This is a genomic window from Variovorax boronicumulans, assembly GCF_040544675.1.
In the GTDB taxonomy this organism is placed as follows: domain Bacteria; phylum Pseudomonadota; class Gammaproteobacteria; order Burkholderiales; family Burkholderiaceae_C; genus Variovorax; species Variovorax boronicumulans_D.
The window spans coordinates 183,617-207,700 of record NZ_JBEPKK010000004.1 but is presented as its reverse complement, the minus strand read 5'-3'; the positions used below and the strand labels follow the sequence as shown (position 1 = coordinate 207,700).

At 65.5% G+C, this 24,084-nt stretch carries 21 protein-coding genes and 2 tRNA genes; 18 read left to right on the top strand and 5 right to left on the bottom strand.

The genetic code is table 11. From position 1 onward, the window contains the following. Positions 1–82 precede the first annotated feature (82 nt). Positions 83–1,489, top strand: a complete 1,407-nt coding sequence (gene rimO, locus ABIC90_RS09595; RefSeq protein WP_354353862.1) for a 30S ribosomal protein S12 methylthiotransferase RimO — start codon at positions 83–85, stop codon at positions 1,487–1,489. A 78-nt stretch (positions 1,490–1,567) separates the two neighbouring features. On the opposite strand, the gene ABIC90_RS09590 is transcribed toward rimO, so the two are convergent. Both ABIC90_RS09590 and ABIC90_RS09585 read right to left on the bottom strand, forming a co-directional pair. Then, positions 1,568–1,652: transfer RNA gene (locus ABIC90_RS09590), tRNA-Leu, on the bottom strand. Between the two features lie 209 nt (positions 1,653–1,861). Continuing rightward, positions 1,862–1,946 (bottom strand) — tRNA-Leu (locus tag ABIC90_RS09585). 81 nt (positions 1,947–2,027) lie between these two features. On the opposite strand from ABIC90_RS09585, the gene rnr reads away from it, so the two are divergent. Together rnr and ABIC90_RS09575 are read left to right on the top strand one after the other, a co-directional pair. Continuing rightward, positions 2,028–4,289 carry a ribonuclease R gene (rnr, locus tag ABIC90_RS09580; RefSeq protein WP_436318185.1) on the top strand — a complete coding sequence of 754 codons (2,262 nt, stop codon included), beginning with the start codon at positions 2,028–2,030 and terminating at the stop codon, positions 4,287–4,289. Between the two features lie 71 nt (positions 4,290–4,360). Next, positions 4,361–5,128 carry an SDR family oxidoreductase gene (locus ABIC90_RS09575; protein WP_354353861.1) on the top strand — a complete coding sequence of 256 codons (768 nt, stop codon included), beginning with the start codon at positions 4,361–4,363 and terminating at the stop codon, positions 5,126–5,128. Positions 5,129–5,135: 7 nt separating this feature from the next. Here the strand turns inward: ABIC90_RS09575 and ABIC90_RS09570 are convergent, their stop codons facing one another. The 3 genes from ABIC90_RS09570 to ABIC90_RS09560 all read right to left on the bottom strand — a co-directional run bounded on the left by ABIC90_RS09570 (position 5,136) and on the right by ABIC90_RS09560 (position 9,386). Beyond that, positions 5,136–6,593: an NAD(P)H-hydrate dehydratase gene (locus ABIC90_RS09570; protein ID WP_354353860.1), complete on the bottom strand. Its 1,458-nt coding sequence runs from the start codon at positions 6,591–6,593 to the stop codon at positions 5,136–5,138. Positions 6,594–6,743: 150 nt separating this feature from the next. After that, positions 6,744–7,997, bottom strand: coding sequence for a D-amino acid dehydrogenase (locus ABIC90_RS09565; RefSeq protein ID WP_354353859.1), 1,254 nt, complete (start codon positions 7,995–7,997; stop codon positions 6,744–6,746). 66 nt (positions 7,998–8,063) lie between these two features. Next, complete coding sequence (locus ABIC90_RS09560) at positions 8,064–9,386, bottom strand: amidase (protein ID WP_354353858.1); 1,323 nt, start codon at positions 9,384–9,386, stop codon at positions 8,064–8,066. A gap of 215 nt (positions 9,387–9,601) precedes the next feature. Between ABIC90_RS09560 and rpsB the strand changes: the two genes are divergently transcribed. The 15 genes from rpsB (at position 9,602) to rnhB (ending at position 24,077) form a co-directional block, all read left to right on the top strand. Continuing rightward, on the top strand, positions 9,602–10,357 hold the full coding sequence (gene rpsB / locus ABIC90_RS09555) for a 30S ribosomal protein S2 (protein ID WP_280806975.1): 756 nt from the start codon (positions 9,602–9,604) through the stop codon (positions 10,355–10,357). Between the two features lie 81 nt (positions 10,358–10,438). Then, the gene (gene tsf / locus ABIC90_RS09550) at positions 10,439–11,362 is read left to right on the top strand and encodes a translation elongation factor Ts (RefSeq protein ID WP_354353857.1); all 924 of its coding nucleotides are present in this window, start codon (positions 10,439–10,441) and stop codon (positions 11,360–11,362) included. 95 nt (positions 11,363–11,457) lie between these two features. Beyond that, a complete protein-coding gene (gene pyrH / locus ABIC90_RS09545; RefSeq protein WP_354353856.1) occupies positions 11,458–12,180 on the top strand; it encodes a UMP kinase in 723 nt (240 codons plus the stop codon). Between the two features lie 11 nt (positions 12,181–12,191). Beyond that, entirely contained in the window at positions 12,192–12,752 is a 561-nt protein-coding gene (gene frr / locus ABIC90_RS09540; protein ID WP_206179019.1) for a ribosome recycling factor, read from the top strand. A gap of 8 nt (positions 12,753–12,760) precedes the next feature. Next, positions 12,761–13,480 (top strand): polyprenyl diphosphate synthase, encoded by a 720-nt coding sequence (gene uppS / locus ABIC90_RS09535; RefSeq protein WP_354353855.1) that lies wholly within the window; start codon positions 12,761–12,763, stop codon positions 13,478–13,480. A 19-nt stretch (positions 13,481–13,499) separates the two neighbouring features. Next, entirely contained in the window at positions 13,500–14,345 is an 846-nt protein-coding gene (locus tag ABIC90_RS09530; protein WP_354353854.1) for a phosphatidate cytidylyltransferase, read from the top strand. Next, entirely contained in the window at positions 14,342–15,532 is a 1,191-nt protein-coding gene (ispC, locus tag ABIC90_RS09525; RefSeq protein WP_354353853.1) for a 1-deoxy-D-xylulose-5-phosphate reductoisomerase, read from the top strand. The genes ABIC90_RS09530 and ispC overlap by 4 nt, the downstream gene beginning before the upstream one ends. Before the next feature lie 24 nt (positions 15,533–15,556). Further along, positions 15,557–16,927, top strand: a complete 1,371-nt coding sequence (gene rseP, locus ABIC90_RS09520) for an RIP metalloprotease RseP (protein WP_354353852.1) — start codon at positions 15,557–15,559, stop codon at positions 16,925–16,927. Positions 16,928–16,965: 38 nt separating this feature from the next. Continuing rightward, complete coding sequence (gene bamA, locus ABIC90_RS09515) at positions 16,966–19,401, top strand: outer membrane protein assembly factor BamA (protein WP_354353851.1); 2,436 nt, start codon at positions 16,966–16,968, stop codon at positions 19,399–19,401. Then, entirely contained in the window at positions 19,402–19,947 is a 546-nt protein-coding gene (locus tag ABIC90_RS09510) for an OmpH family outer membrane protein (RefSeq protein WP_354353850.1), read from the top strand. 14 nt (positions 19,948–19,961) lie between these two features. Continuing rightward, a complete protein-coding gene (lpxD, locus tag ABIC90_RS09505) occupies positions 19,962–20,939 on the top strand; it encodes a UDP-3-O-(3-hydroxymyristoyl)glucosamine N-acyltransferase (RefSeq protein ID WP_354353849.1) in 978 nt (325 codons plus the stop codon). Next, the gene (gene fabZ, locus ABIC90_RS09500) at positions 20,936–21,412 is read left to right on the top strand and encodes a 3-hydroxyacyl-ACP dehydratase FabZ (protein ID WP_354353848.1); all 477 of its coding nucleotides are present in this window, start codon (positions 20,936–20,938) and stop codon (positions 21,410–21,412) included. The genes lpxD and fabZ overlap by 4 nt, the downstream gene beginning before the upstream one ends. 23 nt (positions 21,413–21,435) lie before the next feature. After that, positions 21,436–22,224 carry an acyl-ACP--UDP-N-acetylglucosamine O-acyltransferase gene (gene lpxA, locus ABIC90_RS09495; RefSeq protein ID WP_354353847.1) on the top strand — a complete coding sequence of 263 codons (789 nt, stop codon included), beginning with the start codon at positions 21,436–21,438 and terminating at the stop codon, positions 22,222–22,224. Between the two features lie 10 nt (positions 22,225–22,234). After that, positions 22,235–23,383 (top strand): lipid-A-disaccharide synthase, encoded by a 1,149-nt coding sequence (lpxB, locus tag ABIC90_RS09490; protein WP_354353846.1) that lies wholly within the window; start codon positions 22,235–22,237, stop codon positions 23,381–23,383. Next, complete coding sequence (rnhB, locus tag ABIC90_RS09485) at positions 23,355–24,077, top strand: ribonuclease HII (protein ID WP_354353845.1); 723 nt, start codon at positions 23,355–23,357, stop codon at positions 24,075–24,077. The genes lpxB and rnhB overlap by 29 nt, the downstream gene beginning before the upstream one ends. Positions 24,078–24,084 lie beyond the last annotated feature (7 nt).

Below are 24,084 nucleotides of genomic sequence, written 5' to 3'. Positions count from 1 at the left end.
GCCGGTGCTTGTCCCGCGGCCAAACGCGGCGGTTGCCCAATGGTTGCCCGACTGTCTCCGATAGCTGGGACAATAGAGGCCTATGAGCGAAGTTGCCTCCCCCGAACGAACAGCCAAGTCGACCGCCCCCAAGGTCGGCTTCGTGAGCCTTGGATGCCCCAAGGCCCTTACAGATTCCGAACTGATCCTGACCCGCCTGAGTGCCGAGGGCTACGAAACCTCCAAGACTTTCGAAGGTGCCGATCTGGTGATCGTCAATACCTGCGGCTTCATCGACGATGCCGTCAAGGAGAGCCTGGACACCATCGGTGAGGCGCTGGCCGAGAACGGCCGTGTGATCGTCACCGGTTGCCTGGGCGCCAAGACCGGCGACCAGGGCGGCAACCTGGTGCGCCAGATGCACCCGAGTGTGCTTGCCGTCACCGGTCCGCATGCCACGCAGGAGGTGATGGATGCGGTCCACGCCAACCTGCCCAAGCCGCACGATCCTTTCATCGACCTGGTGCCGAATGCGTTCGGCATCGCCGGCCTGAAGCTGACGCCGCGCCACTATGCGTACCTGAAGATCAGCGAAGGCTGCAACCACCGTTGCACCTTCTGCATCATTCCTTCGATGCGCGGCGACCTCGTGTCGCGCCCGATCGGCGATGTGCTCGGCGAAGCCAAGGCGCTGTTCGAAGGCGGCGTGAAGGAATTGCTGGTGATCAGCCAGGACACCTCTGCCTATGGCGTCGACGTGAAATACCGCACCGGTTTCTGGGACGGCAAGCCGGTCAAGACCCGGATGCTCGAGCTGGTGCGTACGCTCGGCGAAATTGCCGAGCCCTACGGCGCCTGGGTTCGGCTGCACTATGTGTACCCGTACCCGAGCGTCGACGAGATCATTCCGTTGATGGCGAGCGGCCAGGTGCTGCCGTACCTGGACGTGCCGCTGCAGCACAGCCACCCCGATGTGCTCAAGCGCATGAAACGCCCGGCCAGCGGCGAGAAAAACCTGGAGCGCATCGCACGTTGGCGCGAGACCTGCCCGGAACTGGTGATTCGCAGCACCTTCATTGCCGGCTTTCCCGGCGAGACGGAGCAGGAGTTCGAGCATCTGCTCGACTTCATTCGCGAGGCCGAGATCGACCGTGCCGGTTGCTTTGCCTACAGCCCGGTCGAAGGCGCCACCGCCAACGACATTCCCGGCATGCTGCCCGAGCCGGAACGCGAAGCGCGACGAGCCCGTTTCATGGAAGTGGCCGAGGCCGTGTCGATCGCCAAACTGCAAAAGCGCATCGGCGCCACGATGCAGGTGCTGGTGGATTCGGCGCCCGGCATGGGCCGCAAGGGCGGGGTGGGGCGCACCTACGCCGATGCCCCGGAGATCGACGGCACCGTGCGGCTGCTGCCGCCCGAGAAGATCAGCAAGACGCTGAAGGTCGGTGAGTTCACCCGCGCGCGCATCGTGGGCGCCGAGGGTCATGACCTGATCGCATTGCCGGTTTGATGATTCGAACAGGCAAGAAAAAAGCCACCGGAGGCCGGTGGCTTCAATCGAAAGACCTGGTAGGGGTCTATTTAAACTTGGTGCCCAGAAGAGGACTCGAACCTCCACGATGTTACTCGCTAGTACCTGAAACTAGTGCGTCTACCAATTCCGCCATCTGGGCCTCATACCTGCCGAAGCAGTTATGCGGTGCTTTTCAGGAAAGCCAACGAGTATACCAAATCGGATGCCGCAATTTTGCGTTCGCCATGCGATCGTTCAGCGTTGCCGGTTGCTGCGTGGGCCGTTCGTTGCCGATTCGAACAGGCAAGAAAAAAGCCACCGGAGGCCGGTGGCTTGAATCGAAAGACCCGATGAGGGTCTGTTTAAACTTGGTGCCCAGAAGAGGACTCGAACCTCCACGATGTTACTCGCTAGTACCTGAAACTAGTGCGTCTACCAATTCCGCCATCTGGGCCCACATACCTGCAAAAGCAAGTACGTTTTGAATTTCAGGAAAGAAGGAGATCATATCAAAAATAATGTCACTTCCAGCGGCTTGCTGGACGAATTCGAAGGCACTGTTCAAGGGCATCGCGATGGTCACGGTTTCGTGCAACGCGATGACGGCGAAGCAGATATCTACTTGCCCCCGAACGAAATGCGCGCGGTGCTGCACAAGGACCGGGTCAAGGCGCGCGTCGTGCGCCAGGACCGTCGCGGTCGCCCCGAGGGACGCGTCGTCGAGATCGTCGAGCGCCCCGAGCAGCCGATCATCGGCCGCCTGCTGCACGAAGGCGGTATCTGGCTCGTTGCCCCCGAAGACAAGCGCTACGGTCAGGACGTCCTGATTCCCAAGGGCGCGACCGGTCCCGCCAAGGTGGGGCAGGTGGTCGTCGTGCAACTCACGGAGCCGCCGGCATTGTTCGGCCAGCCCGTGGGCCGCGTGAGAGAAGTGCTGGGCGAGATCGACGACCCCGGCATGGAGATCGAAATTGCCGTGCGCAAGTACGGCGTGCCCCATGAGTTTTCGGCGGAGTGCCTGGCCGAGGCCAAGGCATTGCCCGAGAAGGTTCGCCCCGCCGACAAGAAGGGCCGGATCGACTTGACCGACGTTCCGCTCGTCACCATCGACGGCGAAGACGCCCGCGATTTCGACGACGCCGTCTACTGCGAGCCTGCGAAGGTGGGCCGCGGCAAGGGCTGGCGACTGCTGGTTGCCATTGCGGACGTCAGCGCCTATGTGCAGACCGGCTCGTCGATCGACATCGACGCCTACGACCGCGCCACCAGCGTGTACTTTCCGCGCCGCGTCATTCCGATGCTGCCCGAGAAGCTCTCGAATGGCCTGTGCTCGCTGAATCCCGAGGTCGAGCGCCTCTGCATGGTCTGCGACATGCTCGTGGCTGCAGACGGCGAGATCTACGCCTACCAGTTCTACCCGGCCGTGATGTTCAGCCATGCGCGCTTCACGTACACCGAGGTGGCCGCGATCCTGGGCAACACGCGCGGCCCCGAAGCCGCCAAGCGCAAGGACCGCGTCAAGGACCTGCTGAACCTCGCCGACGTCTACAAGGCCCTGCTCAAGCAGCGCGCCAAGCGCGGCGCGGTCGACTTCGAAACCACCGAGACCCAGATCGTCTGCGACGACGCCGGCCGCATCGAGAAGATCGTGCCGCGCACGCGCAACGAGGCGCACAAGATCATCGAAGAGGCGATGCTGGCCGCCAACGTCTGCAGCGCCGACTTCATCGCCGAAGGCAAGCACCCCGGCCTTTTCCGCGTGCATGAAGGCCCGACGCCCGAGAAGAAGGAAATCCTGCGCGGCTACCTCAAGGCCATGGGCGTCGGCCTGAGCATCACCGACGATCCCAAGCCCGGTGAGTTTCAGGCCATCGCCGAAGCCACCAAGGAGCGCCCCGACGCGCAGCAGATCCACACCATGCTGCTGCGCTCGATGCAGCAGGCGATCTACACGCCGTTCAACAGCGGCCACTTCGGTCTGGCCTACGAGGCGTACACGCATTTCACCAGCCCGATCCGGCGCTATCCCGACCTGCTGGTGCACCGCGTGATCAAGGCGATCCTGACGAAAACGCGCTACCAGCTGCCGATGCTGCCGACGCCTGGCGAGGCGCATGCCAAGCTGGCCAAGCGTCTCGCATCGCGCGTGAAGGCGCCGACGACCAAGCCGCAGAAGGCGACCATCGCGCCCAGCAAGGAAGTGCTGGCCTGGGAGGCCGCGGGCCTGCATTGCAGCGCCAACGAGCGCCGCGCCGACGAAGCCAGCCGCGATGTCGAGGCCTGGCTCAAGTGCAAGTACATGCGCGAGCACCTGGGCGAGGAATACGGCGGCGTGGTCACGGCGGCCACGACCTTCGGCATCTTCGTCACGCTCGACGCGATGTACGTCGAAGGCCTGGTGCACATCACCGAACTCGGCGGCGAATACTTCAAGTTCGACGAAATGCGCCAGGAACTGCGCGGCGAGCGCACCGGCATCCGCTATGCGATCGGCACGCGGGTGCGGGTGCAGGTGAGCCGCGTCGACCTGGACGGCCGCAAGATCGACTTCCGCCTTGTGCGCGAAGGCGAAGACCTGACGGCACGGGCCATGAAGGACAAGGGCGCATCCGGAGTCCCGGTCAAGGCGTCGGCCAAGCGCGGTTCGCGCCACAAGGCCGAGGCGGTCAGCGAGCAGCGGGTAGACCGCGGCGCGGTCGCGGTGGCCGTCGGGCCACAGTCGGCCATGCAGGCTTTCAAGTCGGCGGTCAAGAAGGCCGCCAACAAGATGAAGGGGCGCAAGCCCCGCCGTGGATGACCAGCCATCACCCCCATAAGACAGGCATAAAACAGGCATAAGACAGGCATGACCAGAAGGAGACATCGAGCATGAGCGTTGAAAACAACAACAAGGGCCGCATCGCCATCGTCACGGGCGCGGGTTCCGGCATCGGCCGGGCCGCCGCGCTGGCGCTGCTGGGCGACGACTGGAGCGTGGTCCTGGCAGGGCGCCGCCTGGAGCCGCTCGAGCAGGTGGCCGAAGAATCGGGCGCGGGTGCGCGCGCTTTTGCGGTGCCAACCGACGTGGCCAACGCCGACTCGGTGCAGGCGCTGTTCGCCGCCACCGTGGAGCGCTATGGCCGCGTCGACCTGCTGTTCAACAACGCCGGCGTGGGCAACCCGCCGGGCGCGTTCGAGGACTGGACGCCTGAGCAGTGGCAGGGCGTGGTCGACATCAACCTGACCGGCATGTTCTTCTGCATCCAGCAGGCGTTTCGCACGATGAAGGCGCAGACGCCGATGGGTGGGCGCATCATCAACAACGGCTCCATCTCGGCGACGGCACCGCGTCCGAACTCGATGGCCTACACGGCGACCAAGCACGCGGTCGAAGGGCTGACCAAGACCGCGTCGCTCGATGGGCGCAAGTACGACATCGCTGTCGGCCAGGTCGATGTGGGCAACGCAATGACCGAGCTGGCTGCGCGCATGGCCAAGGGCGTGCCGCAGGCCAATGGCGAACTCGCGATCGAGCCGCTGATCGACGTGAAGATCGTCGGCCAGTCGGTGCTCTACATGGCGAACCTGCCGCTGGAAGCCAATGTGCTGTTCCACACGATCATGGCGACGAAGATGCCCTTCGTCGGGCGCGGCTAGGACGCTGTCAGAAGGGCGCGCGACGCGCCAGCGTGCCGGCTGTCAGCGGCGCCGCATCGGCCGGCCAGGTGTCGGCGATGCGGCCATGGCGCCAGGCGGCCTCGCATGCCGCTTCGAAAGCCGGTTGGCGCGCTGCCAGCGCGGCGCCGATCATCCCGGCCAGCACATCGCCGGTGCCAGCGGTTGCAAGGCGGGCATTGCCTGTGGTGTTGACGACCGGCGGCGTGCCGTTGGCGTCGGCGATCACCGTGCCCGATCCCTTGAGCACCGCGACAACGCCGAAGCGCGAAGCGAGCTGGCGCGCTGCCGCCAATCTGTCCGACTGGATGTCGCTGGCGGTGCACCCCAGCAGGCGCGCGGCTTCCAGGGGATGTGGGGTGATCACCGTCGGCTTCCCGCGCCGGGCGCGTGATGCCAGCTGGGTCTGCAGCGCGCTGTCGGTGGCAATGGCGTTGAGGGCGTCGGCATCGAGCACCAATGCAGCCGCTGTCGCCAGCACGCGCGGCAGCGCTGCGCGCACCTCCGTACCGCCGCCGCAACCGCACACCACACTCATGCCTGAGAGGTCGATTGCTTGGGCGTCGCGCAGCATCAGCTCGGGCTGCGAGGTGTCGATGAGCGCTGCGCTCGGGTCCAGCAGGCCGACGTACACGCGGCCGGCACCCGCATGCAGTGCCGCCGATCCGGCCAGCAGCGCGGCGCCCGCCATGCCGCGCGCGCCGCCGATCACCGCGACATCGCCGTAGCTGCCTTTGTGGGATGCGTGCGTGCGCGTCCGCTCTTTCGGGGCGCCCATCAGGCGTGCGGTCGGCGGTTCCGCGTTGCCGTCGCACCCCAGGTCGTCGAACCAGACCGTGCCCGCCGCATCGCGACCTTGGCCCGTGAAGAGGCCGGGCTTCAGTGTCAGGAAGGTGATGCAGAAGCGGGACGAGGCTGCATGGGGTGCGGCTGCGCTCAGGGCGCCGGTGTCGGCATTCAGTCCGGAAGGCACGTCGACACTGAGCACGGGCCGCGCTGCCGCATGCATCCGCTGCAGCCATTCGGCCATGACGCCTTCGGGCGGCCGGGTTGATCCGATACCGAGCAGCGCATCGATCGCCAATTCGAAGTCAGCAGGCGGGTGGGGCGCAAAGATCACGCCGGCATCGCGAGCCCGGCGCAGCGATGCCTTCGCATCCGGCGGCAGGCGGTTTTCATCGCCCACGAACGTGACGACCGGCGCGAAGCCCCGGTTCTGCAACTGCGCCGCGGCTTCGAAGCCGTCTCCGCCGTTGTTGCCCGGCCCGCAGGCGATCCAGATCGTTCGCGCGTGCGGTGCGATGGCCATGGCGAGCCGCGCCACGGCAAGACCGGCGCGTTGCATCAACGTGTGGGCGGCCAGGGCGGAGGCCGCCGATTGCTCGATGCGGCGCGTTGCCGCGATGTCGAACAGGTTGGCGACGGTGGCGGACGTGATGCGTTGCATCGGGCCATTTTGCCGCCCTGTGATCGACCGATGAAACTCAAGCGATGGGTGTGTTGTGCGACGTGGCCTGTGTCGCAGGTGTCGGCGTGGTCCGCTGGGTCGTTTTGCCGGCGGACGCTGCCGCGTCCTGAAATGCGACTGCGGCGGAGCCTAAAGACTGAGCCGTTCGACGCCCAGCCCTTCAAGATCGACGCCCGGATCGCGTCCGCCGATCAGATCGCCCAGCACGCGTGCGCTGCCGCACGACAACGCCCAGCCGCTGGAGCCATGGCCCAGGTTGAGCCACACGCCCGGGATGCCGCTGGCGCCCAGCACCGGCGGACCGTCCGGCAGCATCGGGCGCGCGCCCTTCCATTGCTGAACACCCGATTGCAGGGTGGCCGCGCCCGGAAACCAGTCGTGCAGCACCTTGTACAGCGTCTGGATCGCGGCCGGGTTCATTGTGTCGAGCGAGCCGCCGATCTCGGCGCTGCCGGCCACGCGCACACGCTGGCCCAGGCGGGAGATGGCAACCTTGTAGCGCTCGTCCATCACGGCGCTGCGGGGTGCGTTGAGCGGTTCGCGCACCGGTGCGCTCACCGAATGGCCATAGACCGGCGCGAGCGGAATGCGCAGCCCCAGCGGCCGCAGCAACGTGGCCGAAGACAGGCCGGCGCACACCACCACCGCATCGAAGCGCAGCGGATCCGACCCACTCGCGAGCGACACCGAGGTGGGCGCCGCGCGGCTGAGCGGTGCGATGTCGCAGTTGAAATGAAACTGCGCACCGAAGGACTCGGCTTCCCACTTGAGCAGCAGCGCGAACTGGCGGCAGTTGGCCACTTCGTCTTCCGGCAGGTGGATCGCGCCTGCCAGTGGCGTGTCGGCGTTGAGTGCCGGCTCGATGCGCCGGGCCTCGTCGGCATCGACCTCGCGAAACACGCTGCCGGCGTTGCGCAACACCTCCAGGCCGGGCTGGATCAGCTTCTTCTCGCGCTTGGAGCGCAGCAGCACCAGGTAGCCGTCGCTGCGCTCGTAGCTGAGCTCGCGCGCCTCGGTCACCTCGTGCAACCGGGTGCGGCTGTAGAAGGCCAGGCGCTGCATGCGGGAGCGGTTGGCAAGGTAGGTTTCCAGCTTGCAGGCCTTCTGCCAGCGCGCCATCCAGCCGATGTCGCGCGAATTGAGCGGCCACCGCACCTTGATGGCGCCGTGCGAGGAGAGCAGCGAGCGGAGTACCTTCATGCGCATGCCCGGCGCAGCCCACGGCGTGACATAGCCCGGCGCCACAACGCCGGCGTTGGCGAAGCTGGCTTCTTCCGCGGCGGCGCCGCGGCGCTCGAACACGGTCACTTCATGGCCGTCGGAAACCAGTTCCCAGGCGGTGGTGACGCCGATGATGCCGGCGCCCACGATCGCGATTTTCATTGAGTTGGATGGAGTAAGAGAGTCGGCTGGCGCCCGTGGACAGGAAAGGCGACGGGCAGTCAGCGGTTATTTTTTCAGCGCGCGCTCCGCCTGCAGGGCGATGGCGAGCACGGCGTCATCATGCAGCGCGGCGTGCCACAGCATGAGGCCGACCGGCAATTCGCCAGCGGCGTGGCAGGGCAGGGAGATGGCGCAGCCGTCGAGCATGTTGACGATCGACGGGTTGCGCAGCAGCAGCGCATTGACGCGGAAGAATTCGTCGTCGCGCTCGGCGCCCGGCGCCACGCTGGCGATGGACGGCGCGGTGATCGGCACCGTCGGCGAGAGCACGGCGTCGAAGGGCGAAAGGGCTGTTTCGACGCGAGCGATCCAGGCATGGCGGGCGTTGACCAGGTCGATGTATTCATGCGCCTTCATGCCCGCGCCACGCAGGATGCGCTGGGCCACGCGCGGGTCGTAGCCGGCGCCGCTGCGCTCCAGCAGCAAGCGATGCCAGGCGTAGGCTTCGGCTGCGGAGAAACCGCCTGTGGCGTTGATCGACTGCAGCTCGGCCAACTCTGGCAGCTCGATCTCTTCGATGCGGGCACCCGCGGCGCGGAGCGCTTTCAGCGCGCGTTCGAAGGCGCTGGCGACGGCGGGCTCGACGTTGTCGAAGAAGACGTTCCTCACCACGGCAAGGCTGTATGCGGCCAGCGAGGCGGCGCCGGCGGTCACGCGGCGCGCCGCGAGGATCTCGTGCGCGGTGATCGCATCGCGCACCGAGCGCGTCATGGCGCAGACGGTGTCCAGCGTGGTCGAGAGCGGCAGCGCGCCATCGGCAGGCACCAGACGAGCGGTGCTCTTGAAGCCGACGATGCCGTTCAGCGCGGCCGGTATGCGGATGGAGCCGCCGGTGTCGGAGCCCAGGCCGATGAAAGCCGCACCGCTGGCCACCGAGATCGCGGCGCCGGAAGACGAGCCGCCCGGGATGCGCGGCGTGACCGTGTCGCTCACGTTGGCCGGCGTTCCGTGGTGCGGATTGACGCCCACGCCCGAGAAGGCGAACTCGGTCATGTTCGTCCGCCCCGTGAGCACGCCGCCTGCGGCGCGAAGACGCGCCACCGCAACGGCGTCGGCCTTGGCGGCCGGGGCATGCGACAAAACGGCGGAGCCTGCGGGCGTCGGCTGACCTTGGATGTCGAAGAGGTCCTTGGCGCTGAAGGCCAGACCCGCGAGCCGGCTGTCGGGTGTCGATGCGGCGGCTTTCTGGCGGGCCTCGTCGAACATCGTGCGAGTGAAGGCGTGCACGCAAGCCGGAGATTGAGAAATTTCGATTGCCCGCTCCATTTCGGTGCGTGCATCGCTGCCACCTGCCAGAAGGGTGAGACGGGCGGCGTGAAGGTCGTTCATGGAGGGGCTGCGGGGTGCCGTGGACGGCTCGGGTTCAGAGGGAAAGCGGGGATGCGGCCGTGCTATACTCTTTGGGTTTCGCTGGTCAGGCAACGGCTCCCGTTGCATCCAGTCAAACACATCCGCAAACCGGCCCAATCAAGGTGTTGTGACTCCATTCGAAAAGGAGCGCAAAACGGGCTGGATTTTAGACCCAACCTTTGGAGTAATTTCTAATGTCGACAACCATGCGCGAAATGCTGGAAGCCGGTGTCCATTTCGGTCACCAAACCCGCTTCTGGAACCCCAAGATGGCTCCGTTCATCTTCGGCCATCGCAACAAGATTCACATCATCAACCTGGAAAAGTCGCTCCCGATGTTCCAGGACGCGATGAAGTACGCCAAGCAACTCACAGCCAACCGCGGCACGATCCTGATGGTCGGCACGAAGCGCCAGGCCCGTGAAATCGTCGCGGCAGAAGCCCGTCGCGCCGGCGTGCCTTTTGTCGACACCCGCTGGCTCGGCGGCATGCTGACCAACTTCAAGACCGTCAAGACCTCGATCAAGCGTCTGAAGGATATGAAGGCCCAGCAGGAAGCCGGCCTCGACAGCCTGAGCAAGAAAGAGCAACTCACGTTCTCGCGCGAAATCGCGAAGCTCGAAAAGGACATCGGCGGCATCCAGGACATGGCTGCGCTGCCGGACGCGATCTTTGTGATCGACGTGGGCTTCCACAAGATCGCCGTTGCCGAAGCCAAGAAGCTCGGCATTCCGCTGATCGGCGTGGTCGACTCCAACCATTCGCCTGAAGGCATCGACTACGTGATCCCTGGCAACGACGACTCGTCCAAGGCCGTCACGCTGTACGCCCGCGGCATCGCCGACGCGATCATCGAAGGCCGCAACAGCGCCGGCGGCGACGTGGTCAAGGCCATCGCCGAAGGCAGCACCGACGAATTCGTCGAAGTCGAAGAAAGCGCTTCGGCCTGATCGGCGCGCTCGCGAGCCTGAAGAAGGGGCTTTGGTGCCCCTTTTTTTTAACCTGATTTTTGGATTTACGGAGATACAACAATGGCTGCAATCACCGCAAGCATGGTCGGCGAACTGCGCGCAAAGACCGACGCGCCGATGATGGAATGCAAGAAGGCCCTGACCGAGGCCGACGGCAACATGGAAAAGGCCGAAGAGCTGCTGCGCATCAAGCTCGGCAACAAGGCTGGCAAGGCATCGGGCCGCATCACCGCCGAAGGCGTGGTCACGGCTTTTGTCGACGGCGCTGCCGGCGGCATGATCGAAATCAACTGCGAAACCGACTTCGTCACCAAGAACGACAGCTTCCTGGCCCTGGCCAACGCTGCCGCGATGCTGGTCGCCAAGAACAACCCCGCGGACATCGCCGCGCTGGGCGCGCTGCCTTACGAGCAAGACGGCTTCGGCCCCACGCTCGAAGACGTGCGCAAGGGCCTGATCGGCAAGATCGGCGAGAACATGAGCTTCCGCCGCTTCAAGCACTTCACGGGCAATGGCAAGCTGGCCTCGTACCTGCACGGCACGCGCATCGGCGTGATGGTCGAGTTCGAGGGCGACGACACGTCGGCCAAGGACGTCGCGATGCACATCGCCGCCATGAAGCCGGTCGCCATCCAGGCATCGGACGTGCCTGCCGAGCTGATCGAAAAAGAGCGCGCCGTTGCTGCCGGCAAGGCCGAAGAAGACCGCAAGACGGCCGAAGCCGAAGGCAAGAAGCCGCAGCCTGCCGACATCGTTGCCAAGCGCATCGAAGGCGGCGTGCAGAAGTACCTCAAGGAAGTCTCGCTGCACAACCAGCCGTTCGTGAAGAACGACAAGCAGACCGTCGAGCAGATGCTCAAGGCCGCCGACACCTCGATCAAGGGCTTCACCCTGTACGTGGTCGGCGAAGGCATCGAGAAGAAAGTTGACGACTTCGCCGCCGAAGTGGCCGCGCAAGTTGCAGCAGCCAAGGCCGCTGCTTAAGCCATAAGGCTCCAACGACGGCGCGTGCTCGCGTGCCGTCGTTTTTTCATCGCTACGTTTTACACTCGTCACCGCCCACTCAAAGGAAATTGCCCATGTCTGATGCCCGCCCAGCCCACAAGCGAATCTTGTTGAAGCTGTCGGGAGAGGCATTGATGGGCGACGACGCGTTCGGGATCAACCGCGCGACCATCGTGCGCATGGTCCAGGATGTGGCCGAAGTCGTGAACATGGGCGTCCAGGTGGCGGTCGTGATCGGCGGCGGCAACATCTTTCGCGGCGTCGCGGGCGGCTCGGTCGGCATGGACCGCGCCACGGCCGACTACATGGGCATGCTGGCCACCGTCATGAATTCCCTGGCGCTGGCCGATGCGATGGACAAGCAGGGCCTTGTGGCCCGCGTCATGTCCGCCATCGCCATCGAGCAGGTGGTCGAGCCCTACGTGCGGCCCAAGGCCCTGCAGTACCTCGAAGAGGGCAAGGTCGTGGTGTTCGCGGCCGGCACCGGCAATCCGTTCTTCACCACCGACACGGCCGCTGCGCTGCGCGGTGCCGAGATCGGCGCCGAGCTCGTGCTCAAGGCAACCAAGGTGGACGGCGTGTACACCGCCGATCCCAAGACCGATCCCCACGCAACCCGCTATGCCTCGCTGACTTTCGACGAGGCCATCGCGAAGAATCTCGGCATCATGGACGCCACGGCCTTTGCGCTGTGCCGCGACCAGAAGCTGCCGATCAAGGTGTTCTCGATCCTCAAGCACGGCGCGCTCAAGCGCGTCGTGATGGGCGAGGACGAGGGCACGCTCGTGCATGCCTAGGAGTATTTGAGATGACCATTGCAGACATCCGCAGTGCGACCGACGCGAAGATGAATCAGTCGCTCGCCGCATTCCAGAACAACCTCACCAAGATCCGCACGGGCCGCGCCAACTCGGCGCTGCTCGATTCGATCCATGTCGAGTACTACGGCTCGCAGGTTCCCCTGAGCCAGGTGGCGAACGTGTCGGTGCTCGATTCGCGCACCATCAGCGTCCAGCCCTGGGAAAAAGGCATGGGCGCCAAGATCGAGAAGGCCATCCGCGAAAGCGACCTGGGCCTGAACCCGGCGTCCATGGGCGACCTGATCCGCGTGCCGCTGCCCGCCATGAGCGAAGAGCGCCGCAAGGAAATGACCAAGCTGGTCCGCAACGAAGGCGAAACCGCCAAGGTCGCCACGCGCAACCTGCGCCGTGATGCGAACGAGTCGGTCAAGAAGCTCGTGAAGGACAAGCTGGCGTCCGAGGACGACCAGAAGCGCGCCGAAGCCGACATCCAGAAAGTCACCGACCGCCACATCGCGGAAATCGACCGTCTGGTCGCGGCCAAGGAAGCGGAGATCATGGCCGTTTGAGGCCTCTCATGGCCTCTTCCACGCCGCGCATTCCCCACCACGTTGCAGTCGTCATGGACGGCAACGGCCGATGGGCCACGCGGCGATTCCTGCCTCGCGTGGCGGGGCACAAGCAGGGCGTCGAGTCGCTGCGGCGCTGCGTCAAGGCATGCGCGGATCGTGGCGTGGGCGTTCTTACCGTTTTCGCGTTCTCGTCGGAGAACTGGAACCGTCCCGTCGAGGAAGTTTCCGGCCTGATGGAACTGATGGTGAGCGCGCTGGCCCGCGAGGTGCCGCGCCTGAGCCGCGACGGCGTTCGGCTGCATTTTGTCGGCGAGCGCGGGGGGCTGTCTCCCAAGATGGTGGCGGGCCTCGTCAATGCCGAGGAAACCACGGCGCACAACACGCGGCTCGTGCTCAATGTCTGCTTCAACTACGGCGGTCGCTGGGACATCGCCCAGGCCGCGGCCAAGCTCGCCGAACAGGGGCAGCCGCTGACCGAGGTCAACCTCGACCGCGCGATGGCGCTGGCCCATGTGCCCGACCCCGATCTGTTCATCCGCACGGGCGGTGAGCAGCGGTTGTCGAATTTCCTCCTCTGGCAGAGCGCCTACGCGGAGCTCTTTTTCAGCGAGAAGCTCTGGCCCGAATTCGACGAGGCCGCGCTGGACGAAGCCATCGCCGCATTCCAGAGCCGCGAGCGCCGCTTCGGCCAAACTTCGGCTCAGGTCTCGACGGCCACGGCCTGACGATCTCACCAACTCCCGCATGCTCAAACAACGCATCCTCACGGCGATCGTCCTGCTCGCGATCCTGCTGCCAGCGCTGTTCTATCGGCACTACGTTCCATTCGCCTGCGTGATGCTGGTGCTGATCGGCGCCGCCGCCTGGGAATGGGGGCGTCTCAACGGCTATGGCCAGGGGATGTCGTTGTTCCTCGGCGCGGAGATGGTCGCGCTGTGTGGTTTGTCGTGGTGGCTGGGCTTGCTCCAGCAGCCGTTGATCCTCATGTGGACCCTCGCCAGTGCGGCCTGGGTGCTCGGCGGCGCTGCATTGCTGCGCGTGGCGGTGCCGGGCTGGCCCCGCATTCCGCGCGGGCTGCGCCTGGTCGGCGGCCTGCTGGCGCTGTGGGTGGCGTGGCTGGCCGCGGTGCAGGCCCGCATGGTCGGCATCAACTTCCTGCTGTCGATCCTGGTGCTTGTCTGGGTGGCGGACGTTTTTGCCTATTTCGCAGGCCGAGCCTTCGGGCTCAAATTCACCCGCGGCAAGCTGGCTCCGGCCATCAGCCCCGGCAAGAGCTGGGAAGGTGTGTGGGGCGGAATGGTCGGTGTCATCGTGCTGGCTTTTGCCTGGGTTTGGGCGGACCGTTACTTCGGCGCGACCGTGCCGAGCCTCTACACACGGCTCTTCGAGCGCGGCTGGTGGCTCTTGCTGATCGGCGCGGTTTTCCTGGCGGCGATGAGCGTGGTGGGTGACCTGGTCGAATCGCTGATCAAGCGCAGCGCCGGTGCCAAGGACAGCAGCCGGCTTCTTCCGGGTCACGGCGGTGTGCTCGACCGCGTGGATGCCCTCCTGCCGGCGCTCCCCATCGCAATGATGCTGGCCTTCCTGTGAGCACCCCTCTCAAACAACGCGTCACCGTGCTGGGCTCGACCGGGTCGGTCGGCGTCAGCACGCTCGACGTCATCGCGCGACATCCCGAGCGCTTCGAGGTGTTTGCGCTGTCTGCCGCCTCCAAGGTGGACGACATGCTTGCGCAGTGCGCGCGGTTCTCGCCGCAGTTCGCGGCCATGGCGAGCGCGCCGCATGCGGAGCTGCTGGCCGACAAGCTCAAGCAGAACGGCCTGAAGACGCAAGTCGTGGTGGGTGCGAATGCCATTGAAAACATAGCCTCCCATGAAGACGTCGATGCCGTCATGGCGGCCATCGTCGGCGCCGCCGGGCTTGGCCCCTGCCTGGCCGCGGCCCGCGCCGGCAAGCGGCTGCTGCTGGCCAACAAGGAAGCCCTGGTTGTAGGCGGCGAGTTGTTCATGCGCGCGGTGCGCGAAGGCGGCGCCACGCTGCTGCCTATCGACAGCGAGCATTCGGCGATCTTCCAGTCGCTGCCCGAAGACCCTTCCACCTGGGCGCGGCGCATCGACAAGATCATCCTCACCGCTTCAGGTGGCCCGTTCCGCACCCGTGCGCCGGACAGCCTCGGCGCGGTGACGCCGGAGCAGGCTTGCGCCCATCCCAATTGGGTGATGGGCCGCAAGATCTCGGTCGATTCGGCCACGATGATGAACAAGGCGCTCGAAGTGATCGAGGCGCGTCATCTGTTCGGCGTGCTGCCTGAGCAGATCGAAGTCGTGATCCATCCACAGAGCGTGGTGCACTCGATGGTGCAGTTCACCGACGCATCGGTCATTGCCCAACTCGGCACGCCGGACATGCGGGTGCCTATCGCTGTCGGTCTGGCCTGGCCCGAGCGCATCGAGAGCGGGGCGGCCCGCCTCGACTTCCGCCAGATGGCATCGCTCACGTTCGAAACCCCGGATGCAGCGCTTTTCCCTGGACTGGGCCTTGCATGGCATGCTTTGCGTGCCGCACCCGGTACCACTGCCGTCCTGAATGCGGCCAACGAGGTTGCCGTCGAGGCGTTTCTGGCCCGGCGCCTGCGTTTCGACAGAATTCATGCGGTAAACATGGAAACTTTGGAAACAGTCGCGCCCTCCAAGCCCGCATCGCTGGCGGACCTGCTGGCGCTCGATGCCGCCGCCCGTGCGGCGGCCAATGCCGCAGCGCTGCGTTTTGCAGCCTGACCCCCTGAAACGCAGAGGACTCCGATGCTTACTGTCATAGCCTTTGTGGTCGCGCTCGGTGTGCTGATCGCCGTGCATGAATATGGGCACTACCGTGTCGCCGTCGCGTGTGGTGTCAAGGTGGAGCGCTTCTCGGTCGGGTTCGGCAAGGCGCTGTTTCGTTGGCAGCCCAAGCGCCAGCACCCGGGTCAGCAGACCGAATTCGTCATCGCTGCCTTCCCGCTGGGCGGCTACGTCAAGATGCTCGACGAGCGCGAAGGGCCGGTGGCGCCCGAAGAACGGCATCGGGCCTTCAATACCCAGCCGCTGCGGTCGCGCGCGGCCATCGTGGCGGCCGGGCCCATCGCCAACCTGCTGCTGGCCGTCGCGCTCTACACCGTCGTCAACTGGATCGGTGTGCAGGAGCCGGCTGCCAAGCTGGCGCGGCCGGTCGCGGCTTCGCTGGCCGAAGCGGCGGGCCTGACTGGCGGCGAATACGTCACGCGCGCCGGTTTCGACGGCGATCTGACACCCGTTCAGTCCTTCGAGGACCTGCGCTGGCGCATGACCCAGGGCGCGCTCAATGCGCACGACCTCACGCTCGAAGTCGCCGGCGAAAACGGCAAGCCTGCGCGCCAACTGGTGTTGCCGCTCAGCCGCATGGAGGCGAAAGACGCCGATCCGCAGATGTTCCGCAAGATCGGCCTGCTCGCACCGTTGACCCGGCCGGAGATCGGAGAAGTCATGGCCGGCAGCGCCGGCGAGCTTGCCGGGCTGCGCAACGGCGACCTGGTGCGTGCCGTCGGCGACACCGCCATCTTCGACGGGCAACAGCTTCGGGAAGTGATCCGCGCCTCGGTCGACGGCGACCAGCCGCGTACCCAGGCCTGGCAGATCGAGCGCGGCGGCAAGGCGCTCACGCTCCAGGTGAAGCCCGAAGTGCGCGAAGAGGGCGCCGTCAAGATCGGCCGCATCGGCGCCTACGTTGGCGCGCCGCCTGAAATGCTCACCGTGCGGCAAGGCCCGGTCGACGGCGTCTGGCGCGGCGTGGTGCGCACCTGGGAGATGTCCGCGCTGACCGTGCGAATGATGGGCAAGATGGTGACAGGCCAGGCATCGCTCAAGAATCTGAGCGGGCCGCTGACGATCGCCGACTACGCCGGCAAGTCCGCTAGTCTCGGCCTGACCCAGTACCTGATCTTCCTGGCCGTCATCAGCGTGAGCCTGGGCGTGCTCAATCTCATGCCGCTGCCGGTCCTCGATGGGGGGCACCTGATGTATTATCTTTGGGAGGGCCTGACCGGCAAAAGCGTCTCTGACGCCTGGATGGTGGGGCTTCAGCGCGGCGGTGTCGCCTTGTTGCTGGTCATGATGTCGGTCGCACTCTTCAACGACGTCACGCGGCTCTTTGGTTAACTTTCTGCCGGCCCTTTCCGTGCCGGCTCAATTCACAGATGAACAAAAACTCCAATCGCTTTCGCCTGCGTAGCGTTGTCGCGGTGGTTGCCAGCGCGCTCGCGGCCACGGCAGCCTGGGCCGTCGAGCCTTTCACAGTGCGCGACATTCGCGTCGAAGGCTTGCAACGCGTCGAGGCCGGCACGATCTTCGCGTCGCTGCCGCTGCGTGTGGGCGATACCTACAGCGACGAACGCGGCTCTGCCGCGATTCGCGCGCTGTTCGACCTGGGGTTGTTCAAGGACGTGCGCATCGACGTGAACGGCAACGTGCTCGTTGTGATCGTCGAAGAGCGCCCGACCATTGCGGACGTCGATTTCGTCGGCACCAAGGAGTTCGACAAGGCCGCGCTGCAAAAGGCGCTGCGCGAAATCGGCCTGACCGACGGCCGTCCCTACGACAAGGCACTGGCCGACCGCGCGGAGCAGGAGCTCAAGCGCCAGTACGTGAGCCGCAGCCTCTACAACGCGCAGGTCGTGACCACCGTCACCCCCATCGAGCGCAATCGTGTCAACCTCACTTTCACCGTGACCGAAGGCGATTCGGCGCGCATCAGCGAAGTGCATGTGGTGGGCAACAAGGCCTTCAGCGAATCGACGCTGCTGAGCCTTTTCGACCAGGACAGCGGCGGCTTCATGAGCTGGTACACCAAGTCCAACCAGTACTCGCGCGCCAAGCTCAACGCCGACCTTGAGACCCTGCGCTCGTACTACATCACGCGCGGCTACCTCGAGTTCCGGATCGAATCGACCCAGGTCGCCATCTCGCCGGACCGCAAGGACTTGACGGTAACGGTCAACATCTTCGAAGGCGAGAAGTTCGTGGTGGCGGGCGTCAAGCTCAACGGCAACTACCTGGGCCGCGACGACGAATTCAAGTCGCTCGTCACGATCAAGCCGGGCGAGGCCTACAACGGCGAGCAGGTCACGGAAACCACCAAGGCTTTCAGCGACTATTTCGGCACCTTCGGCTACGCCTTTGCCCGTGTGCAGGCCGTTCCCGAGATCGACCGGGTGAACAACCGCGTCACGCTCACGTTGCAGGCTGAGCCCGCACGCCGCGTGTATGTGCGCCGCGTTTCGGTCGGTGGCAACAACAAGACGCGCGACGAAGTCATTCGCCGTGAGTTCCGCCAGTTCGAGGCCTCCTGGTATGACGGCGACAAGATCAAGCTGTCGCGAGACCGTGTGGACCGCCTCGGCTTCTTCACCGAAGTGAATGTCGAAACGCAGGAAGTGCCCGGCTCGCCCGACCAGGTGGACCTGACTGTCAATGTGGCCGAAAAGCCCACCGGCAGCCTGCAACTGGGAGCCGGCTACTCGAGTGCCGAAAAGGTGGCCCTGACCTTCGGTATCTCGCAGGAGAACGTGTTCGGTTCAGGCAACTTCCTGGGCGTGCAGGTCAACACCAGCAAGTACAACCGTACGCTGTCGCTGACCACCACCGATCCGTACTTCACGAAGGACGGCATCTCCCGCACGATCAGCGTCTATCACACGACCACGCGTCCTTATTCGTCGACCCTCGACGGTGACTACAAGCTGGTCAACCAGGGTGCTTCCATCCGCTTCGGCGTGCCCTTCAGCGAGGTCGATACCGTGTTCTTCGGCGTGGGTCTCGAGCGCTATGCGTTCGACCCGAACTCGTCGACCTCGTTCTCCGGCCTCTACACGCCTGCCTCGTACCTGCGCTACTTCCAGTGCGAGAAGGATGCGAGCGGCCTGTTCGTGACCACTTGCGCCCAGGACAGCGTATGGGGCGTGCCGCTGACCATCGGCTGGGGACGCGACAGCCGCGACAGCGCGCTGGTGCCGACCACCGGCCGCCTTCAGCGTGCCAACCTGGAGCTCGGCGCCGCCGGCGACATGAAGTACGTCAAGACGAACTACCAGTACCAGCAGTTCTTCGCGATCACCAAGCAATACACCTTCGCGATCAACGGCGAAGTCGGCTACGCCAAGGCGCTGGGTGGCAAGGTCTACCCGATCTTCAAGAACTTCTATGCCGGTGGCCTGGGTTCGATCCGGGGCTTCGAGCAAAACTCGCTGGGTCCGCGCGACGTGCCGCTTTTCGGCCAGACCGAAGGTGCGGCATTGGGCGGCACCAAGAAGGCCATCTTCAACGCCGAACTCAGCACGCCGTTCCCGGGTGCCGGCAACGACCGCACGCTGCGCCTCTACGGCTTCTTCGACGTCGGCAACGTGTTCGGTTCGCGCGCGACCGGCCTCACCGACGAGCAGTACAAGGCCCAGAAGAAGCTGCGCGCATCCGTCGGCCTCGGCGTCAGCTGGATCTCGCCGCTGGGCCCGCTGCGTCTGGCCTATGCCTTCCCCGTCAAGTCCCAGAAGGAAGTGCTGGACCCGGCCACCGGCTTCGTCGTGATCCCGAAGGATAGAATCCAGCGCTTGCAATTCCAGATCGGAACGTCTTTCTAAATGAAGCATTTGATTCGCGCCGCCGCTGGCGCGTTGTTGATCCCCGCTTTCGCGCTCGTCGCTGTGCCTGCCCAGGCGCAGGAGACTTTTCGCATCGGCTTTGTCAACCCGGACCGCGTGCTGCGTGAGGCGCAGCCGGCCAAGGCGGCCCAGGCGAAGCTCGAAGCGGAGTTTCTCAAGCGCGAGAAGGACGTGGCTGCGTTGGGCGACGCACTGAAGACGGCTTCGGAAAAGTTCGAGCGCGAGGCGCCGACCCTGTCCGAGAGCCAGCGTACCGCCCGCCAGCGCGCGCTGGTCGACCAGGACCGCGATTTCCAGCGTCGCCGCCGCGAGTTCCAGGAAGATCTCAACGCGCGTAAGAACGAAGAACTCCAGCAAGTCTACGAGCGTGCCAACCGCGTCGTGAAGCAGGTGGCCGAGGCCGAAAAGTACGACGCCATCCTGCAGGAAGCGATCTACATCAATCCGAAGCACGACATCACCGACAAGGTGATCAAGGCGCTGAACGCGTCGGTTGGCTCTTCAGCGCCTTCGGCCGGCAAATAACGCCGCGAACCGGCGTGTCGCTGCAGCTCGGAGCCATCGTTGACGCCCTCGGGGGCGAGCTTCATGGAGATGCCACGCTGTCCATCGAGCGGCTTTCTCCGCTCCAGAATGCACAGCCCGATGCGCTCAGCTTTCTGAGCCATCCCAAATACCAGCAGGAGCTGTCGGCCTCGAAGGCCGCATGCGTGATCGTGTCGCCTGCCATGCAGGAAGCGGCTGCGGCGCGAGGGGCGTTCATCGTCACGCCCGATCCGTATCTCTACTTTGCGCGTTTGACGCAGCTCTGGAAGGCGCACCATGCGCGTCCCGAAGCCGACCTCATCCATCCGTCCGCCGTGATCCACGCCGAAGCCCACGTCGACCCCACTGCGCGCATCGGCGCGCTGTGTGTGGTGGAGCGGGGCGCCCGCATCGGCGCCGGCAGCGTGCTGAAGTCGCGGGTGACGGTCAGCGAAGACTGCACTGTCGGCGAGCGCTGCCTGCTGCATCCGGGCGTGGTGATCGGAGCCGACGGTTTCGGCCTCGCGCTGCACCAGGGCGCATGGGTCAAGATCGAGCAACTGGGCGCCGTTCGCATCGGCAATGACGTGGAGATCGGCGCCAACACCTGCATCGACCGTGGCGCGCTGGACGACACCGTGATCGAAGACGGTGTGAAGCTCGACAACCTGATCCAGATCGGCCACAACGTGCGCGTCGGCAAGAACACCGCGATGGCGGGCTGCGTCGGCGTGGCCGGCAGCGCCACCATCGGCGCCAACTGCACCTTCGGCGGCGGCGCCATCGTGCTGGGGCACCTCACGGTGGCCGACGGCGTGCATGTGTCGGCCGCCACCACCGTGACCCGATCGATTCACAAGCCCGGCCAGTACACCGGCATGTTTCCCATCGATGACAATGCGAGCTGGGAAAAAAATGCGGCAACGCTCAAGCAGTTGCACAGCCTGCGCGAACGACTGAAGGCGCTGGAGAAGGCTCCCCCGAAAAAATGACGACGATGCAGGAACAGAACATCATGACGACGACGCTCGATATCCATCAAATCCTCAAGCTGCTTCCCCATCGCTACCCGTTCCTGCTGGTGGACCGCGTGCTGGACATGGAAAAGGGCAAGCGCATCACGGCCCTCAAGAACGTGACGATGAACGAGCCCTTCTTCAACGGCCACTTTCCGCACCGTCCGGTGATGCCGGGCGTGCTCATGCTCGAAGCCATGGCGCAGGCCGCGGCGCTGCTGTCGTTTCATTCGCTCGATATCGTGCCGGACGACAACACCGTCTACTACTTTGCCGCCATCGACGGTGCGCGCTTCAAGCGTCCGGTGGAGCCGGGCGACCAGCTCACGCTCGAGGTTGAAATCGAGCGCATGAAGGCGGGCATTTCCAAGTTCAAGGGCCGCGCCCTGGTAGGCAGCGAACTCGCTTGCGAAGCGACGCTGATGTGCGCCATGCGCCAGATCAACTGATCGGCTGCGGCCACTTGCAAGGCATGACCCAGGTTCATCCGACAGCGCTTGTCGACCCCCAGGCCCAGCTCGACGCCACGGTGTCGGTCGGGCCCTATACCGTGATCGGTCCGCACGTGCGGGTTGGCGCGAGCACCACCATCGGCGCGCATTGCGTGATCGAAGGGCGCACGACCATCGGGCGCGACAACAGGATCTTCCAGTTTTCGTCGCTCGGCGCGGTGCCGCAGGACAAGAAATACGCCGGCGAGCCGACCGAGCTCGTCATCGGCGACCGCAACGTCATTCGCGAGTTCTGCACCTTCAACCTCGGCGTGCCGGGGGCGGGGGGCGTCACGCGCGTGGGCAATGACAACTGGATCATGGCGTACACGCACATCGCGCACGACTGCCATGTCGACAACCACACCACGCTGGCCAACAACACCACGCTGGCGGGGCATGTGCACCTGGCCGATTGGGTCACGGTCGGCGGGCTGACCGGCATCCACCAGTTCGTGTCGGTCGGTGCCCATGCCATGGTCGGGTTCGCCAGCGCGGTGTCGCAAGACGTGCCGCCGTTCATGCTGGTCGACGGCAATCCGTTGGCGGTTCGCGGCTTCAATATCGTCGGCCTGCGCCGGCGCGATTTCTCGGCGCAGCGGCTGGCCGCGGTCAAGCAGATGCACAAGCTGCTGTACCGCCAGGGCAAGACGCTCGAAGAGGCGCGCGCAGGCATCGCCGCGTTGTCCGTTGAAATGCCCGAGGCGGCCGGCGATATCGCCTTGATGGAATCCTTCCTCGCCAGCTCCACGCGCGGCATCGCGCGTTGACGTGACGGCGATGCAGACAGCCGAACAGCGACGCTTCGCGCTGGTCGCGGGCGAAGCGTCAGGCGATCTGCTCGCGGGCCTGCTGCTCGAAGGCCTCCAGGCCCGCTGGCCTGGGCTCCAGGCCGCCGGCATCGGCGGACCCCGCATGCTTGCGCTTGGCTTCCAGAGCTGGTGGCCGCAGGAAAAGCTCGCGGTACGCGGCTATGTCGAGGTGCTGCGGCACTATGCCGAAATCGCCGGCATTCGCCGCCAGCTCAAGGCCCGGCTGCTGCTGGAGCGTCCCGAACTCTTCATCGGCGTCGACGCGCCCGATTTCAATCTCGATCTCGAAGCCGGGCTGCGCAGCCAGGGCATCAAGACCGTGCATTTCATCTGTCCGTCGATCTGGGCCTGGCGGCCCAAGCGCATCGAGAAGGTCCGGGCTGCGGCCGACCATGTGCTGTGCATCTTTCCGTTCGAGCCCGAGCTGCTCGAAAGGCAGGGCGTTTCCGCGAGCTATGTGGGCCACCCGATCGCCAACGTGATCCCGATGACGCCCGACCGTGCGGCAGCGCGCGCCGCGATCGGCCTGGCGCCTGACGCGCAGGTCGTCGCCTTGCTCCCCGGCAGCCGGCGCTCCGAGATCCGCTACCTGGCCGACCGTTTCTTTGCCGCTGCCGCGTTGATGCAGAAGGCGCGGCCGGCGTTGCAGTTCGTGGCGCCCATCCTGCCGGGTCTGCGCGCCGAGGTCGAAGCCTTGCTCCAGGCCAGCGGCATGGCCGGGCGGGTGAAGCTGCTCGACGGCCAGTCGCACGCCGCGCTCGCCGCCTGCGATGTCACGCTGATCGCGAGCGGCACCGCCACGCTCGAGGCGGCGCTGTTCAAGCGGCCGATGGTCATTGCGTACAACATGAACGGGTTCTCGTGGCGCCTGATGCAGAAGAAGCAGCTGCAGCCCTGGGTCGGCCTGCCCAACATCCTGTGCCGCGAATTCGTGGTGCCCGAGTTGCTGCAGGAAGCCGCCACGCCCGCGGCGCTGGCCCAGTCCACGCTGGCCTGGCTCGACGCGCCAGAGAGAACGCAGGCCCTGCAACAAAGATTTTCCGAGCTGCACGTGCAATTGCAGCGCGATACGCCCACACTTTGCGCCGATGCGATCCAGAAAGTTCTTGAAGGCTGAGCAGGCCCCGCTGGTGTGGGACGCGCCAGGCCTGCTCGCGGGCGTCGACGAGGCGGGGCGCGGCCCGCTGGCCGGCCCCGTGGTTGCCGCCGCTGTCATCCTCGACGACCAGCGACCGATTCCCGGCCTCGCCGACTCGAAGACGCTCACAGCCCTGCAGCGCGAACGGCTGCACGACCAGATCCTGGCCCGTGCCCTGTGCTGCTCGATCGCGCAGGCGAGCGTCGAGGAAATCGACACCCACAACATCCTGCAGGCCACCATGCTCGCCATGCGCCGCGCGGTCGAAGGCCTGCGCCTGAAGCCGGCCAAGGTGCTGGTCGACGGCAACCGGCTGCCGACGCTGGACGTGCTGGCCGAGGCCATCGTCAAGGGCGATGCGCGGGTCAAGGCGATTTCTGCCGCGTCGATCTTGGCCAAGGTCCATCGCGACCGTCTCTGTGAGCAGTTGCACATCGAATTCCCCGACTACGGCTTTGCCGGTCACAAGGGCTACGGTACGCGGGAGCACCTGGAAGCATTGCAGCGCCACGGCGCCTGCGTGCACCACCGCCGCTCGTTCAGTCCGGTCGCCGCCGCGTTGGCGCGGACGGCAGCGGGCGCCACGCTGGCTGTCGAAACCGTGTCGGCCACGCCCGTGGCGTTTTCTGCAACGGTCGAAACCGTGCACCTCGACCTGCGCACCGCGCCCTGAACCCCCG

Bases quoted from the DNA above. Each gene is read 5' to 3' on its own strand.
- ABIC90_RS09565 (WP_354353859.1), bottom strand. From the start codon at position 7,997: ATGAAAATCGCGATCGTGGGCGCCGGCATCATCGGCGTCACCACCGCC.
- frr (WP_206179019.1), top strand. From the start codon at position 12,192: ATGACCATTGCAGACATCCGCAGTGCGACCGACGCGAAGATGAATCAG.
- pyrH (WP_354353856.1), top strand. From the start codon at position 11,458: ATGTCTGATGCCCGCCCAGCCCACAAGCGAATCTTGTTGAAGCTGTCG.
- ABIC90_RS09575 (WP_354353861.1), top strand. From the start codon at position 4,361: ATGAGCGTTGAAAACAACAACAAGGGCCGCATCGCCATCGTCACGGGC.
- lpxA (WP_354353847.1), top strand. From the start codon at position 21,436: ATGACCCAGGTTCATCCGACAGCGCTTGTCGACCCCCAGGCCCAGCTC.
- ABIC90_RS09530 (WP_354353854.1), top strand. From the start codon at position 13,500: ATGCTCAAACAACGCATCCTCACGGCGATCGTCCTGCTCGCGATCCTG.
- bamA (WP_354353851.1), top strand. From the start codon at position 16,966: ATGAACAAAAACTCCAATCGCTTTCGCCTGCGTAGCGTTGTCGCGGTG.
- lpxB (WP_354353846.1), top strand. From the start codon at position 22,235: ATGCAGACAGCCGAACAGCGACGCTTCGCGCTGGTCGCGGGCGAAGCG.
- rimO (WP_354353862.1), top strand. From the start codon at position 83: ATGAGCGAAGTTGCCTCCCCCGAACGAACAGCCAAGTCGACCGCCCCC.
- rseP (WP_354353852.1), top strand. From the start codon at position 15,557: ATGCTTACTGTCATAGCCTTTGTGGTCGCGCTCGGTGTGCTGATCGCC.
- ABIC90_RS09560 (WP_354353858.1), bottom strand. From the start codon at position 9,386: ATGAACGACCTTCACGCCGCCCGTCTCACCCTTCTGGCAGGTGGCAGC.
- ABIC90_RS09510 (WP_354353850.1), top strand. From the start codon at position 19,402: ATGAAGCATTTGATTCGCGCCGCCGCTGGCGCGTTGTTGATCCCCGCT.
- fabZ (WP_354353848.1), top strand. From the start codon at position 20,936: ATGACGACGATGCAGGAACAGAACATCATGACGACGACGCTCGATATC.
- rpsB (WP_280806975.1), top strand. From the start codon at position 9,602: ATGTCGACAACCATGCGCGAAATGCTGGAAGCCGGTGTCCATTTCGGT.
- tsf (WP_354353857.1), top strand. From the start codon at position 10,439: ATGGCTGCAATCACCGCAAGCATGGTCGGCGAACTGCGCGCAAAGACC.
- ABIC90_RS09570 (WP_354353860.1), bottom strand. From the start codon at position 6,593: ATGCAACGCATCACGTCCGCCACCGTCGCCAACCTGTTCGACATCGCG.
- rnhB (WP_354353845.1), top strand. From the start codon at position 23,355: ATGCGATCCAGAAAGTTCTTGAAGGCTGAGCAGGCCCCGCTGGTGTGG.
- uppS (WP_354353855.1), top strand. From the start codon at position 12,761: ATGGCCTCTTCCACGCCGCGCATTCCCCACCACGTTGCAGTCGTCATG.